The following is a 14,506-nucleotide window of genomic DNA, read 5'->3' as shown; positions in this document are numbered from 1 at the left end:
CCGAAGGTTGATATCAATCGTAGAGAACCGCAGCAATCTTGGGATCGCTGATATTGCTCTTGTCGTAGTAATAGAAGCCGGTGTCGATGATCTTGGGCAGCTTTTCGCCCTTGAGCGCTTTCACAGCGGCTTCCACCGTCTTGTATCCAATACCCACAGGGTTTTGGGTGATCGCACCAGCGATAGTGCCGTCGTTGATCATGTCTTTTTGGGCCTTGCCGGAGTCAAAGCCAATAATGACCACGCCGCTCTTCTTGGCTTCCTTCAGGCCTTTGCCTGCACCAATTGCAGAGCCTTCATTGGTACCAAAAATACCCTTGAGCTTGGGGTGGGCCTGCACCAGCGTCTTGGCGATTTCCGCCGACTTCAGATGGTCACCGCCACCGTACTGGATATCTACCACCTTGATCTTGGGGTACTTGGCCTTGATTTGTTCTACAAACCCGTCACGACGACCAGTGCCTGTGGTGCTGGTTTGGTCATGGCCGATCACCGCCACTTCACCTTCGCCACCAATTTTTTCTGCCATCTTGTCAGCGGCCAATGCTGCTGCGGCCTTGCTGTCGGTTTGCGCAGTGGTCAATACGATGTCACTGTCTACACCGGAGTCAAAGGCGATGACCGGTATCTTGGCTGCCTGTGCCTTCTTGAGCAAAGGGATGGCGGCTTTGCTATCGAGTGCCGCAAAGCCAATGGCTGCTGGCTTCTTGGCCAATGCGGCGGACAGCATGTCGATTTGCTTGTCCACTTGTTGCTCGGTCTCAGGACCTTCAAAAGTGACCTTGACCTTGTAGTCTTTGGCGGCTTGGTCAGCGCCTTGTTTCACCGCTTGCCAGAACTGGTGCTGAAAGCCTTTGGAAATCAGCGGAATGTAGATCTCTTGGGCATTGGCGAAAGTGCCAAAACCTGCCAGGGCCAAGCCAGCGGTAAGGGCCAGCAGTTTTCTTCTTGCGTTCATGGGTTGTCTCCTGTTGATAAAGTTATGTTTCACGGAATCACGAAAAATCAGAGCCAATAAGCGTCGATGGGCGGTAGAAAAGGGGCGTTGGTCTATCTCCTTATGACTTGTTGCGGCGAAGGTTGTCGGTGTAAACCGCCAAAATAATGATCAAGCCTGTCAGCACCATTTGCCACTCTTGGGCCACCGACATGATGCGCAGGCCGTTAATCAGCACACTCATGATGAAAGCACCGATGATGGTTCCCAAAATCGTGCCAACACCACCGCTCAGGGATGTACCACCGATGACCACAGCTGCAATGGCGTCGAGCTCGTAGCCCTGCCCCAGAGCAGGCTGCGCAGAGTTGAGGCGAGAAGCAATCAACAAGCCGGAGATGCCGCAAATGCCACCTGCAAACGCATAGATGATGACCTTCCAGCGGTCTACATTGACGCCGCTAAGGCGCACAGCCTCTTCATTGCTGCCCAAGGCAAAGGTGTACCGGCCCAGCACGGTTTTATTCAATACGATCGAACACACCACAGCCACGACAAACAAAATCAGCACGCCATTGGGGATGGGCAAAGCAGGAATCAGGTCACCTATCACAGAGCCTAGGGCGATTTGGTCAAAACCTTCTACATCGCTGAAGTAGATGGGGCGTGTCGATGTGATGATGAGCGAGGTGCCTTTGAGCAGCATCATCATGCCCAAGGTAGCTATGAAGGGCGGCACTTTGAGCTTGGTAATGGCCAAGCCTGAGGCACTGCCACATAGTGCGCCCATGGCAACTGCGCCAAGCAAACCCAAGGGCATAGGCAGGCCCCAACTCACCATGAATACACCAGCCATCACCGCGCAGAAAGTCATGAGCACACCCACCGACAAGTCAATGCCTGAGGTGATGATGATGAAGGTACTCGCAATGGCCAGGACGCCAATCACGGTGGTGGACTGCAAGATGCCGATGATGTTGTCCTGCGTCATAAACGCATCAGGCTTGAGCACGGTAAACACCAAAATCAGCGCGATCAAACTGGCAAACGCCAGCAACTTTTGCTTAGCTTGTCCGCCGGACAAGCGGGACAACCAAGAAGTGGAGGTAGTAGGTAGAGTCATGGCAAAGTTGTTGTGTTTTTCGTTGCTGTTAGTCGCGCTGCGTGGCCAACGCCATCAGGCTTTCTTGGGTTGCGGCCTCGCCGCTCACCTCACCGGTAATGCGGCCCTCGCACATCACCAACACACGGTGGCTGAGCTGCAGCACTTCTGGTAATTCACTGGAAATCACGATAATGGCGCGCCCTTGAGCTGCCAAGTCATTGAGAAGCTTGTAGATTTCGCTCTTAGCGCCCACATCAATACCGCGGGTAGGTTCGTCAAAAATCAGGACTTCACAGTCTTGCACCAGCCATTTGGCGATGACCACTTTTTGTTGATTGCCGCCAGACAGCAACTTGGCCGTCTGTAGCAGAGATGGGGTCTTGATACGCAGCTTATCCACCATCGTCTGCGAGACGACACGGATGGCAGAGCGGTTCAAAAACACACCCCATGTGAGCCAACGCTTGAGGCTTGGCAGCGTGATGTTGGACTCCACATCCATGCCGGTAGCCAGCCCAAAGTGCTTGCGGTCTTCCGACAGGTAGCCAATACCGGCCTGCACGGCATCTTGTGGCGACTCTAGGCGAATCACTTGACCACGCACACGAACTTCGCCGTTGTCAATCCGGTCGGCACCAAACACGGCGCGCGCGACCTCGGTACGCCCAGCGCCCATAAGGCCTGCGAAGCCCAATATCTCGCCGCGTCGTACCGTAAAGCTCACGTCGCGGATCGCGCGGCCACGGTTCAATCCACGCACGTCAAGCAAGACTTCGTTGCTGGATGTGTCAGGAATGGATTTGTGTGCATGCTCCAGCTTGCGCCCCACCATCATGGCAATGACATCCGCCATGGGCGTGCTGGCGGGCCTAGTTGCCACATAGGTGCCGTCACGCATCACGGTGATGCGGTCGGCAATGCGCTGTATTTCGTCCATCTTGTGGGAGATGTACACAATGCCCACGCCTTCGCTCTTGAGCTGGCGAATGATGCGAAACAGCTCATCGATCTCAGCGTTGTTGAGTGCCGCAGTGGGCTCGTCCATGATGAGCACGCGCGACTTGTGTGACAAAGCCTTTGCGATCTCCACCATTTGCTGACGTGCAACCGTGAGCTCACCAATAGGCGTGCTCGGGGGCATGGACAAGTTCAGCCGATCAAACAAGGCCTGGGTGTCGCGATGGATCGCGTCTTCATCCAGCAGGAGTCCACCGCACTTGCGCGGCTCACGGCCCAAGAAGATGTTTTGCGCCGCCGTCAGATGCGCCATGAGATGCAGTTCTTGGTGAATGATGCCAATGGCCAACGCCTGTGCGTGAGCTGGGCCGTCAATCTCCGTAGGCTGACCGTCCAAGCACAGTTCACCACTGTCTTTACGGTACACCCCCGCCAAGATCTTCATGAGCGTGGACTTGCCTGCGCCGTTCTCCCCCATGAGGGCATGCACCTCTCCCGGCATGAGGTCGAACTGCACCTTATCCAAAGCCTTCACACCTGGGAAAGACTTGCTCAGGTTTTTGATAGCAACCAGTGGTGTCACAACAATACTCTCTCGTGGCGAATGCTTAAATACGACTTAAATCGTCACACCGCCGTCGACCAACAGGGTTTGGCCCGTGACAAAGCGTGACTCGTCGCTCGCAAGGTACACCACCATCGGCGTGATGTCATCTACGCTGGCTAGACGTCCCATAGGTTGGCGTGCCACAAAGTCCTTCTGCGCCTGCACTGGGTCAGCAGCGCTTGCGATGCGCCCGCGCAAAGAAGGCGTGTCCACCGTACCTGGGCACAGAGCATTGGCCCGTAAGCCTGCTTTGACGTAGTCTGCCGCCAACGATTTGGTCAGGCCAATCACGGCCGCCTTGGTCGCGCCATAAGCGCAGCGGTTTGCAAAGCCTTTGATGCTAGACGCCATGGACGCCATGTTGATGATGGAGGCGCTACCGTCCGCCCCCGCTTTGGCGAGCATGCCTGGCAAGAATGCACGTGTCATGCGAAACATGCTTTTGACGTTCAAGTCAAAGCTCAAGTCCCAGTCCGCCTCACTGCAATCCAACAGACTGCCATTGGCCACCATGCCCGCGCAGTTAAAAAGCACATCCAGTGCGGGGAGTTCGCCGGCAAGCGCCATCACAGCGTCTCCATTGCGCACATCGAGTTGCGCCACACGAATGCCACTGTGCTCACGCGCCAAGGTGGCGAGGTACTGAGCATCGATGTCCGTGGCGATCACATGCGCGCCTTCTATGGCGCAAGCCAACGCACTGGCACGACCTATGCCCTGCGCTGCTGCGGTGATGAGTACTGTTTTACCTTGCAATCTACCTTGCGCCATACTTCGCCTCTTTAAATTCAAATATGAATATTTAATTCATTTGTGAATCGAATGATAATCGCAGATAGGAAGAGACAAGCTAGTACTTTCCCTAGGCAACCTTCGCTCTGTTATAAAAACCTGCAGAACACGCCTCATCACCTACTAAAGCATTCATGTCAGACACCACGCCTAAGCCACGGGGACGCCGCCCCAAATCCACCGAAAGCGCAGAACCTGCAGCCGCAGACGAACGCTACCGGGCACCTGCTTTAGACAAAGGCCTAGATATCTTGGAGCTTTTGGCCACCCAAGCGCACGGGCTGACACGGGCAGAAATCGTCAAGGAAATGGAGCGCAGCCCCAATGAGATCTACCGCATGTTGGAGCGCTTGGTAGCCCGGCAATACGTCATGCGCAATCCATCGGGCGACCGCTATGCCTTGAGCCTCAAGTTGTTTGCCTTGGCCCATATGCACCCTCCTTTGAGTCGGCTGATTAATCAAGCCTTGCCCATCATGGATGACTTCGCCCGCAAGGCCGAGCAGTCTTGCCACATGGGTGTGTATGACCGGGGCAATGTACTCATCAGCGCCCAAATCAATAGCCCACGTGGTTGGAGCTTTTCGGTGCAGCGCGGTGCCCGCGTGGGCTTGCTCGATACTGCGTCAGGCCATCTGCTACTAGCCTACGCCGATGCTGGCAGCTACCAGCGCATGCTGGCAGAACACACGCCTTTAGATGGAGAGGTGCCCATCACGGAAGAAAAGCTCGCGCTCACCATTGCGGAGATTCGGCAACAAGGTTACCTAGAGCGAGACAGTGCCCAGTCGTTCGGCGTGGTGGACATTTCCTTCCCCATTCTGGGGCCAGACCATACCGCCATAGCCACCCTCACCTGCCCCTACATCCGCCGTATTGACCGGCACATTGGACCAGAATTACCAGAAGTACGGGAGCTGCTGCGCGAAGCAGCCCAAGCCTTATCTTTTACCCAGAGTGCTGGCAAATAGAGCCCACATTGCAAAAAACAAGGCCCTGTGGCGAGCGGAAAACTCCGACGCGCACAGGGCCTTGTGGCACTCGTGCTGTCGAGTGCCCTCACAAGAAATGACTAGGCCGCCACGGCTTTTTTGGCAACAGCTTTCTTTGCAACAGTCTTCTTAGCCACGGGTTTAGCCGCTGCTACCGCCTTCACGGGCGCTGCAAGGACCTTGGCACTGTCTTTGACGTTCACCGACTTGGCAGCGGCCTTCGCAGGCGCAGCTTTCACTGACTTAGCAGGCGCAGCCGTCTTGGTAGCCACCGTTTTCACCGCGGCACTTTGCCCCCCATTCCAGGTCAAGCGCGCCTTCTTGGCCAAACTCACTACCTTGGCAATGTCAGCATCAGAGTACACACCTTTGACACCCGAAATGGCGGACAGTTTCATGCCATGTTTAAGGCCTAGCTTGTAGATCTCTTTAACTTTTTCCCACTCGGTGTCGCGGCCGACTGTAAACACTTCGAAACGGCCTTCCAAGGCCAAGACGATGGTCTCCGCCAAGCAGGCATAAATCACATTCGGTGGCAGACCAATGCTCTTCATGCCCTTGACCTTCGTGGGCAACTCAATCTCGCCGGACTCGATCACCAACACGTCTGGCCGCTTGGCAACTTCTGAGGGTGGTAAATCCAAAGGCCTAGCCACGTCAGTAATCACACATCCGGGCTTGACTTTGGTGATGTCCAGAATCTTTTTGCCAGCACCTGAAGTGCTGGTCACGATCATGTCCATATCCGACAGAAGATTGTCGTAGTCGATAGAGCAAGTTACTTTGGCGTCTGGCGTGTCCAGCAAGATGGACGCTTTAAGTTCTTCGAGCTTGGCTAAATCACGGGCCGCTATAACCACTTCGTCAAAGGCCATGGCCAACAAACGCGCACTGACCGAGCCGATAGAACCGGTAGCTCCAATCACCATGGTCTTGGCAGGTACTTTTTTGGCACCCTTGGTGAGCTTGACCAGACCCATACGGCGCATGGCATCAGCGGCGGCCCACAAGGCACCGCTGGCTGAGTAGCTGTTGCCCGTGGTGATGGGCAAGCTAGAACGGCGAGCCACCGTGATCCCAGCATCGCCCACAACCTTGGTGAAAGCCCCCAGGCCCATAATTTGCGCGCCCATTTTTTCGGCGATGCGTGCCGCATGCAGCAAGCGGCGGTAGGTGAACTCGGGGCTGCGCGACAGCATTTCTTTTGGTGTGCCACCCACGGAAATCAACCACCCCTCGGCCTCTGCGCCAGTCGGCGAGATGATGTTGTCCATCTTGCAGTAGACCATGGGCGGCATGTGCGCAGCCAAAGTCTCTACTTTGTCCATCACAAACTTGGGCGTGGACTTAGGGATGGGAAAGCCCTTGCGAATGAACTCTTGGCTCAAGGGATGAATCACGAATGCAAAGCGACGGATATTGCGGAACTTGCCCGTGGGGTGTAGCAAACGCGGAGCAATGTCCAACTCAGTCAGGATTTCGTCCAAGTCGTCATCCGACACCGTTTCTTGAGGCTTGTGAATGGTGGCCAGAATCATGGCCTCTAGCGTATTGATGCCCACCACATGTTCAAACAACTTCGGCGATACGTCCACCACCAAGTTGACCTTGTGTTTCTTGAAAAACTCCATGCGCTCGTCGTCCACCGCGGAGGTGATGAGCGTCTTGCCGTCCAGATTACCCTCGCGCGCCACACTCTTGATCTCGGCAAACGTGCCCACCACGACATGTGATTTCGCCACGGCGCTAGCGACCCGCTTGATCTTGAAATCACTCAACGCTTGCTCCAGCATCTCGCCACCACGCCCGCTGAGCATGAACTCACTGCCTTTGGCAAAGAGCTCCAGCTGCTCCAGCGAAGTCAGCATGGTGGGCGCGCCGGTTAGAAAGGTTGCATCCGCAAAGCTCAGGTTCTTGGTGTAGTCCGACAAGGCCACAGCCATGTCAAAGTTGCGCATGCCAGACAAGAAGAGCACCAAATTGTTGTTGAAATAGTGCCCCAACTCTTTTTGCACGTAGCGCACCGCACGAACCTGCAACAGCCGGCGCAGGTGGGCGCCTGTGGTCACGGGCACGCGTGTCACCACATTCATAAGACGCTGCGTTTCTTTGTTCACGATGGTGCGCAAGCCCACGTGGTAGTGGTCACTGATCTCGCCCAAGCCAATGGCATCTGCATTGTTTTGCTGCCGGCGCATGAGCTCCCATGCTTTGCCCGTGTCCATATCGGCACCCAAACGCTTTACATGGAACTGCTGCCCAAAGAATTCCGTCTTGAATTCAAAATCCTGCTTGGAAGAACCCAGCGTTACCGTCACCACTTTTTTCATCTCAGAGCTCCTCTTGTTGATTCACAACTGCCAATTTAGTGCAAGTCATCGTCCCTCACCAGTGGGGCTTGCCCACCCCTCGCTGGTGTTGTGCGCAAGGCACCCTGTCAAGCTGCGGCAGCCGCCTTCTTCTTGCGTGTCCCTGCAGCAGGCTTGCTTGCCTTAGCCGCACTGGGAGGAAGGGCTTGGCGAATAATGCCTTCACATACGGTTTGTGACATGTAGCGCGGTACGGGATAACCGGTATGCGCTTCATGGCAGGCCGCTTTGGCTAGTGCCGGGATGTCGCTCTCTTTCAGCGCCTCCAAATAGGTAGGAATCTTCAAATCGCGATTGAGCTGGTCTACGGCATCCAAGAACTTTTGCGCCAGCATTTCAGAGTCTTCGTCCTCCGTACCTACCTTGGCGCGCAAGGCGAGTTGCGCCAGACGTTCGGTAATTGCGGGGCTCGAATACTTGAGCACAATGGGCAACATGATGGCGTTGGCCAAGCCGTGTGGCGTGTGGTATTTGCCGCCAAACTGGTGGGCAATCGCGTGCACGTAACCTACGTTAGCGCGCGTGAATGCGAAGCCAGCGTAAGTAGATGCCAGCGCCATCTTTTCGCGCGCCTCTAGGTTGTCGCCCTGGGTATAGGCCAAGCGCAAATTCTCAAAAATCAAACCCACGGCCGACAGTGCCATACCGTCAGAGTAAGCCGTGGACCAGTTACCTACAAATGCCTCGATGGCGTGGGTCAGTGCGTCAATGCCCGTGGCCGCGGTGATGTGGGGCGGTAGACCCGTCATCAAAGCAGGGTCTAAGGCGGCCATTTTCGGCACCATGCGAGGGTCAACAATCACGAGTTTTGACTGTCGCTCGGGGTCTGAAATCACGGCGGCCACCGTCACCTCGGAACCCGTGCCAGCCGTCGTAGGTACTGCATAGATCTTGACGGGGTTGTGCAGTCCCTTCAGATAGCCCGCGAGTTGACGCAATGGCTTCGGGTTTTTGACCGCTAAAGCTATGGCCTTAGACGCATCCATGGACGAGCCGCCGCCAAAGGCCACAATGGCATCACAACCGTGGGTCTTAAAGAACTCAATCCCTTTTTCGATCAAAGGAATGGGGGCGTCTGGGGTAATGGCATCAAAGACAACGTATTGGGCACCGCCGGCAGTGAGCGCGTCTGTCAGCGGCTTGAGCAAGCCTAGCTTGGCAATGATGCTGTCCGTCACGATCAAAATTTTGCTGTGGCCGAAGCCTGCGACCGCCTGCCCCAGTCGGGCGCTAGAACCAGGGCCCACTAACAAAGTAGGCTGTGGGATGGGTATAAACCGCGTCACCATGCCTACGCCTTTCATCAAAGCGCCCAGGCCAGTGGCCTTTACAGAGTCGTTTAGCAGCGTAGATATCAAGACGTTTCTCCTCTTTTTTATTCAGCAAACCGTCAGCATAGTATGCCTTTGCGTATTCCAGTTGAGGCTTCACCTTAATCGCGAAGATTACCGAAACGATCAGCGCATGTGTTTGAACATTTTGGCCTCGAAACGCTGCGGAATCGACAAGCGTCTGGGTCCAGGCTCTAAGACAAAAGTTTCCCCCGATGCAATGGCCCCGGGCCTGTCGACGGCAAGGTAAAAGCCACAGAAGCCGGTTTGCGCCATACGTTTGACGGCGTGGCTAAAGCCCATGGCCGCGTTGAACTTGTAACAAGGCTCGCGGGGAGCCGTCACCCGCAAGCTGCAGGCGGAGAAGTGCAGCACATCCCCCACCCAAACATCGGTCTCCAAGAGGCCTTGTAGTGTCAGGTTTTCACCCATGGCGCCGAAGGGCAAGTCGTTATCAATGCCATCTAGCCCTGCTTGGTGGCGCTCTTGTTGCCAATAGCTGTAATGCTCGCTCGGGTAGGCATACACCGCCTTGTCCAAACCGCCGTGGACGCTCAAATCGGCCTGCTCGTCGCCCACCAGTCCCAGTGGACGCAGCTCCACAGCTTCGTGCACAGCGGTCTTGTGGATCGCAGTCAGAATGCTGCGCCCGGCGATCTGCACCTTACGCGCTATCGCCCGCTGTACACCCAGCACTCTCAAGTTTGAAGAGTTCAACGTACCGCTCCTGCTTACTTTTACAACTGCCGATGAATCAACTCCCCTTGGCGTGACGCGTACTTCACATGCGCATCGAGCTTTTCTAGCTGCACCACCACCGAGCGTTGGTGGTAGACGTGTTCTTTGAGCCATTCGCATTCGGTCTGCAAAGTACCACCGTCCTTCAAAAAGGTGTGCCAAACTTTCTGCTCGGCATTCCAGCGATACCCTCGCGCCTTGAGCAAGTCTTTGGCATCAAAAGGTGCGTGGTTCGCCTGCAAGCGGTAGCTGGCGTGTGCCGAGGCTTCCACCAGATGGGCAAGGCCACTATGGCCTGGCACGGGTAGTGGCTGCGCCAAGACAGCCAACAAAGCATGGCAATCCATTTCTGCTCGGTGAGCGTCGTAAAACAAGCCAAGGGCTTGGGCTAGGTTTTCCAGCTTGGCCGATGAGCGCCACTGCGCCTTCCAGTCGATATCGGCAAAAGAACATGCCCATGCCAACTCGCGAAATCGGGGAATACGCGCCTCGACAAACGGCCGGTCAAACCCTGCGTTGTGGGCAATCACAAGGTCCACGTCAGCCAGCAATTCGGCAATACGTGCTTCGTCTAATGTCTGACCTGCCACGTCGGCCTGGGTCAACCCGGTAATAGCGACCACATCGGCGGGAATGGGCATGCCAGGGTCTTGCAGCCCGTCGTAGACCTGCACATCCCCCACGGGCAGCCCGGTTGCGCTGTCCAGATCTAGACGCAGCAGCGCCAGTTCCATGATTTTGTCTTTGCCATGGTCGAGACCCGTGGTCTCGGTGTCCAGAATCACCACACGGACAAGACCCTGGGACGCAGCGCCATCCCAATGCAAACGGGGTTTGAGACGACGCAGCAGTCGGTAGTCGGGGTGCGCTTCCAATACCGTTGCCAGAGCCTCAGGGTCTTGCTGGGCCAAGGTAGTCGTTGGGGAGCTAGCCCCCACCAACGATGCCTCACCACGGTGGGCTGGGTTGGAGGGTGCCGTAGTCTCGGTCTTCTTTGATTTGCGGGGGGCTCGTGTCTTGGGCGGCGCTGGGGGCAGCCGAATCTCAGGAAACAGGTCAGAGCTGAGCGGGTCTTGGTTCAAATGGCACCTGGTAGTAGCGTTCGTGCGAAAGTGCAGCAGCCATTATTGCCTCTATCATCTGAGCAAATTTCGAAAATGCTGCGCTGCGCGCCATAAACACGGCGTGCTGGCGCCCTAGACCTTCTGGCCTTCATGCAAATCACTATTCTCATTGGCACCATGCACGGTAACGCGACCCACGTGGCGCAGGCTTTGGAGTTATCGCAAGGTGATCTGGGCATTTCGTTCACCTTGCTGCCTATGGATGGGCTGAACATTGGTGTGTTCGATGCGCCCGGGCCCTTTTTGCTATGTACTTCCACCACGGGCTCCGGTGATGTGCCCGACAACGCGCAGGCGCTCTACCAGTCCTTGGACCACGATGCACGTTATTTGGGTCATGTGCGCTTCGGGTTAATCGCCTTGGGAGACAGCAGCTACCAAGACAGTTTTTGCGGGGGCGGCAAGCGCTTTGATGAGCGTCTGCGAGACTTGGGCGCACAGCGCATAGGACCCGCCTTGGAGCTAGATGCAGGCGGTAGCAACGCACCGGAAGACCAAGCGATAGCCTGGTGCGCCGAATGGGTCAAGCTACTGAGCGCCAGCCCACAACACACCTAAATCCCAGCTCTCGCCCCTATCTATTGCGCAAGCAGATATCTTTTTCATAGCAAACCAAACTCCCTTAAGGCGACACTCAACCTATGGCCCGCGCTACAGCCCCCTCCTCCAAACTGCCTCAGTCTTTGAAAGGCATGCGTGTTTTGAGCTTGGCGCTCAATATCCCGGGCCCCATGGCGTTGATGCGCTGTCGCCAAATGGGCGCACGCTGCACGAAGCTGGAGCCGCCAGCGCACCCCAGCGCACCCAAGGGCACGCCGGGAGACCCCATGGGCCTGTACGACCGGGCCGCTTACGACCAGATGCACCAAGGCGTTACGGTCTTGAACGCTGACCTCAAAACCGAGCAAGGGCAAAAAGTACTGCACAAGTTACTGGCCAAACACGACGCGCTGCTGCTGTCGTTTCGCCCTTCAGCGCTCAAGAAGCTGGGTCTAGACAAAAAATCTTTGCGTGGACAGCACCCCCACCTCAGCATCGTGTCCATTGTCGGCGCGCTGGGTGAGCGGGCTGAAGAGGCCGGACATGACCTCACCTACGTGGCAGAAAACGGACTGGTGCAGGGTTTGGAGCTGCCCGCGAGCCTCTATGCGGACATGGGGGGCTCTCTCATGGCCAGCGAGGCGCTATTGCAAACACGCTTGCAGCAACTGCAAGGAAAAACTGGCACATGGACAGACGTCGCGCTTTCTCAGGCCGCCGCCTACATGGCAACCCCGCGCACTTGGGGCCTGACCCGCCCAGGCGCTGCGCTAGGCGGAGCCCATGCGGGCTACAAGGTATACCCATGCAAAGATGGTCGGGTCGCCTTGGCCGCCTTGGAGCCCCACTTTGCTAAGGCCATCGCCGCAGAAGTGGGCTTGGTCAATGCCAACATCATTGCCATGTTCGCACCTGAAACTGCAAGCGCTATTGCCGCCTATTTCAAAGACAAATCACGCACAGACTTGGATGCACTGGCTGCAAACAAAGACATTCCTCTGTACACGATGGCTTGAGGCGGTGGCTCCTCTAGGCTCTGCGCACATCACTGGCAGGCACAAGGTCACGCTCCCCCTCGAGTTGCACCCACGCTTGCCCTCTACTAAACAAGGCATGCCGGACGCTATCAGGTCTCCCTTTGTAAGAAACCGACTCACCGGGCCTTAATGGAGCCAAGGTGGACGCCAATTTCAAGGTAGACAAATGCCGGGCAGCAATGTCAGCGTCGTCATAGGCTGGGTCGTCAATGCGCGGGTTTTTGAGCACCAGTTGCTGCAATCCTTTGCCCAAGGCTGCTCGAATTTGCTCTGATGTGCAGGGTTTGGGCAGCAAAAATACAGCACCGGCAGCTGTAGATTCATCAATTTGTGCAGGACCCATCTCCGTGCTAAACAACCCCAGCTGGCACAGCGGATTGAGCTTCAGCACTTCTTGGTATAGCGCAAGCCCATTCATAGGGGCTTGGGCAAACCAGTCGGTCAGCAAAAAATCGGGTTTAAGCTTCTTGGCCACGACCAAGGCAGTCTCTGGCTCCTCAGCACTTTTGATGAGTCGTGCATCGAAACTAAAGTCTTCGAACAGTTGGAGCAAATAAGCTTTCAAACTCTTGCTGCTATCCACAATCAAAAAGCGAACCTCTAACATAATCACCCGACCACAAACAAAGATACGAACCTGCGAAACAGTATAGCCAGCGCATGCGAAAGTCAGCGCACAAGCACTCCGCTCCCAACCACAAGCTCTACTGACAATGCCAAGGTTCCTCGCCGCCATCTACACCGTTTTGCTTTTCTGCGGAGCAATGCTTCTGCTAGGGCTAAGCGCTTGCAGCACACCCCAGCGCATAGAAGCGGTGCCGGAGCGGTATGCAGCCCAAGCCAAGTTGCCTGGACTGGATGACCTGCGCTATGTGGTGGGGGATGCCGAAGATATGCAGCGGCTTGCGCAGGACATGATGGACACTTGGCCACGCGAGCGGCGTTGGCTAGAGCAACAGGGCCTTGGAAGCGAGGCGCTGCCTCCCAGCCACATACTGGCTCTGTCGGGCGGTGGAGATAACGGAGCCTTTGGCGCGGGTTTGCTGCGTGGTTGGAGCGTGAAGGGAGATAGGCCTGAGTTTTCGCTGGTCACGGGGATTAGCACCGGGGCTTTAATTGCGCCATTTGCATTCTTGGGCACTGCCTATGATGAAAAGCTGCGCGATCTGTACACCAGAACTTCACCCAAAGACATCATTGAACCTCGCAGTTTCTGGGCAGTCATTACGGATGACGCAATGGCCGACACGATGCCGCTGCGACAACAACTGCGTAAACATATTGACCGCGCTTTTCTGGACCAAATCGCTTTGGAATACGTGAAAGGCCGCGAACTGTGGATATCGACCACCAACCTGGACGCTAGGCAAAGGGTGATCTGGAACATGACCAAGCTGGCGTCCAGCCAGCATCCCAACGCGGTGGCGTTGTTTCACGACATCATGCTGGCGTCCAGCGCGATTCCCGGGGCCTTCCCACCGGTGATGATCAATGTGGAACTCGACGGGAAGCCCCATCAAGAAATGCATGTAGACGGCGGCACGATGGCCCAAGTTTTTGTGTATCCGCCCAACATCAAGCTGGGCGAGCTCGCCCGCGCCAACGGCGGAAGCCGCAAACGCAATCTGTATGTGGTGATGAACTCGCGTTTAGACCCGGAGTGGGCGCAAACCGAGCGGCGGGTCATCAGCATTGCCAGCCGAGCCATCAGCTCCATGATTCACACCCAAGGCGTGGGTGACCTGTATCGGATCTTTTTGACCGCCAAACGCGACGGTATGGACTTTCACTTGGCATTCATCCCAGCAGACTTTAAGTACCTGCATCGGCAAGAGTTTGACACCGCTTTCATGCAGGCTTTGTATGAACGCGGCGAAACCATGGCCCGTGAGGGTTACCCTTGGCAAACCTTACCACCTGGCTTTAACTAAAAAGTGGCCCTTGCGCCCATGGGATAAGCGCACATTGCTACGAATT

General features: G+C 56.0%; 13 protein-coding genes. 4 read left to right on the top strand and 9 right to left on the bottom strand.

Translation table 11 applies throughout. From position 1 onward, the window contains the following. Positions 1-13: 13 nt before the first annotated feature. The 4 genes from EXZ61_RS10345 to EXZ61_RS10330 form a co-directional block, all read right to left on the bottom strand. Entirely contained in the window at positions 14-958 is a 945-nt protein-coding gene (locus EXZ61_RS10345; protein WP_142811527.1) for an ABC transporter substrate-binding protein, read from the bottom strand. A gap of 100 nt (positions 959-1,058) precedes the next feature. Beyond that, the gene (locus tag EXZ61_RS10340; RefSeq protein ID WP_142811525.1) at positions 1,059-2,060 is read right to left on the bottom strand and encodes an ABC transporter permease; all 1,002 of its coding nucleotides are present in this window, start codon (positions 2,058-2,060) and stop codon (positions 1,059-1,061) included. Between the two features lie 28 nt (positions 2,061-2,088). Beyond that, on the bottom strand, positions 2,089-3,582 hold the full coding sequence (locus EXZ61_RS10335; RefSeq protein WP_142811523.1) for a sugar ABC transporter ATP-binding protein: 1,494 nt from the start codon (positions 3,580-3,582) through the stop codon (positions 2,089-2,091). A 36-nt stretch (positions 3,583-3,618) separates the two neighbouring features. Next, on the bottom strand, positions 3,619-4,377 hold the full coding sequence (locus EXZ61_RS10330; protein WP_142811521.1) for an SDR family oxidoreductase: 759 nt from the start codon (positions 4,375-4,377) through the stop codon (positions 3,619-3,621). A gap of 155 nt (positions 4,378-4,532) precedes the next feature. Here EXZ61_RS10330 and EXZ61_RS10325 point away from each other — a divergent pair, with 155 nt between their 5' ends. Continuing rightward, positions 4,533-5,369, top strand: coding sequence for an IclR family transcriptional regulator (locus EXZ61_RS10325; RefSeq protein WP_142811519.1), 837 nt, complete (start codon positions 4,533-4,535; stop codon positions 5,367-5,369). A gap of 101 nt (positions 5,370-5,470) precedes the next feature. On the opposite strand, the gene EXZ61_RS10320 is transcribed toward EXZ61_RS10325, so the two are convergent. The 4 genes from EXZ61_RS10320 to EXZ61_RS10305 form a co-directional block, all read right to left on the bottom strand. Continuing rightward, positions 5,471-7,720 carry a dehydrogenase gene (locus tag EXZ61_RS10320; protein WP_178084851.1) on the bottom strand — a complete coding sequence of 750 codons (2,250 nt, stop codon included), beginning with the start codon at positions 7,718-7,720 and terminating at the stop codon, positions 5,471-5,473. A gap of 107 nt (positions 7,721-7,827) precedes the next feature. Next, positions 7,828-9,117, bottom strand: coding sequence for an iron-containing alcohol dehydrogenase (locus EXZ61_RS10315; RefSeq protein WP_237219148.1), 1,290 nt, complete (start codon positions 9,115-9,117; stop codon positions 7,828-7,830). A gap of 99 nt (positions 9,118-9,216) precedes the next feature. Then, positions 9,217-9,807, bottom strand: a complete 591-nt coding sequence (locus EXZ61_RS10310; RefSeq protein ID WP_237219147.1) for an MOSC domain-containing protein — start codon at positions 9,805-9,807, stop codon at positions 9,217-9,219. Positions 9,808-9,827: 20 nt separating this feature from the next. Next, positions 9,828-10,910 carry a 3'-5' exonuclease gene (locus tag EXZ61_RS10305; RefSeq protein ID WP_237219146.1) on the bottom strand — a complete coding sequence of 361 codons (1,083 nt, stop codon included), beginning with the start codon at positions 10,908-10,910 and terminating at the stop codon, positions 9,828-9,830. 132 nt (positions 10,911-11,042) lie between these two features. On the opposite strand from EXZ61_RS10305, the gene EXZ61_RS10300 reads away from it, so the two are divergent. Both EXZ61_RS10300 and EXZ61_RS10295 read left to right on the top strand, forming a co-directional pair. Continuing rightward, positions 11,043-11,510: a flavodoxin domain-containing protein gene (locus tag EXZ61_RS10300; RefSeq protein ID WP_142811515.1), complete on the top strand. Its 468-nt coding sequence runs from the start codon at positions 11,043-11,045 to the stop codon at positions 11,508-11,510. Positions 11,511-11,593: 83 nt separating this feature from the next. Beyond that, positions 11,594-12,508 carry a CoA transferase gene (locus tag EXZ61_RS10295; RefSeq protein WP_142811512.1) on the top strand — a complete coding sequence of 305 codons (915 nt, stop codon included), beginning with the start codon at positions 11,594-11,596 and terminating at the stop codon, positions 12,506-12,508. Between the two features lie 13 nt (positions 12,509-12,521). On the opposite strand, the gene EXZ61_RS10290 is transcribed toward EXZ61_RS10295, so the two are convergent. Then, positions 12,522-13,136, bottom strand: a complete 615-nt coding sequence (locus EXZ61_RS10290; protein WP_281063824.1) for a response regulator — start codon at positions 13,134-13,136, stop codon at positions 12,522-12,524. A 106-nt stretch (positions 13,137-13,242) separates the two neighbouring features. On the opposite strand from EXZ61_RS10290, the gene EXZ61_RS10285 reads away from it, so the two are divergent. Then, positions 13,243-14,460, top strand: a complete 1,218-nt coding sequence (locus EXZ61_RS10285; RefSeq protein ID WP_142811508.1) for a patatin-like phospholipase family protein — start codon at positions 13,243-13,245, stop codon at positions 14,458-14,460. Positions 14,461-14,506: the final 46 nt, after the last annotated feature.

Origin of the sequence: Rhodoferax aquaticus (assembly GCF_006974105.1) — a bacterium.
GTDB lineage: Bacteria > Pseudomonadota > Gammaproteobacteria > Burkholderiales > Burkholderiaceae_C > Allorhodoferax > Allorhodoferax aquaticus_A.
The sequence above is the reverse complement of the archived record's forward strand: the minus strand, read 5'-3'. Positions and strand labels throughout refer to the sequence as shown.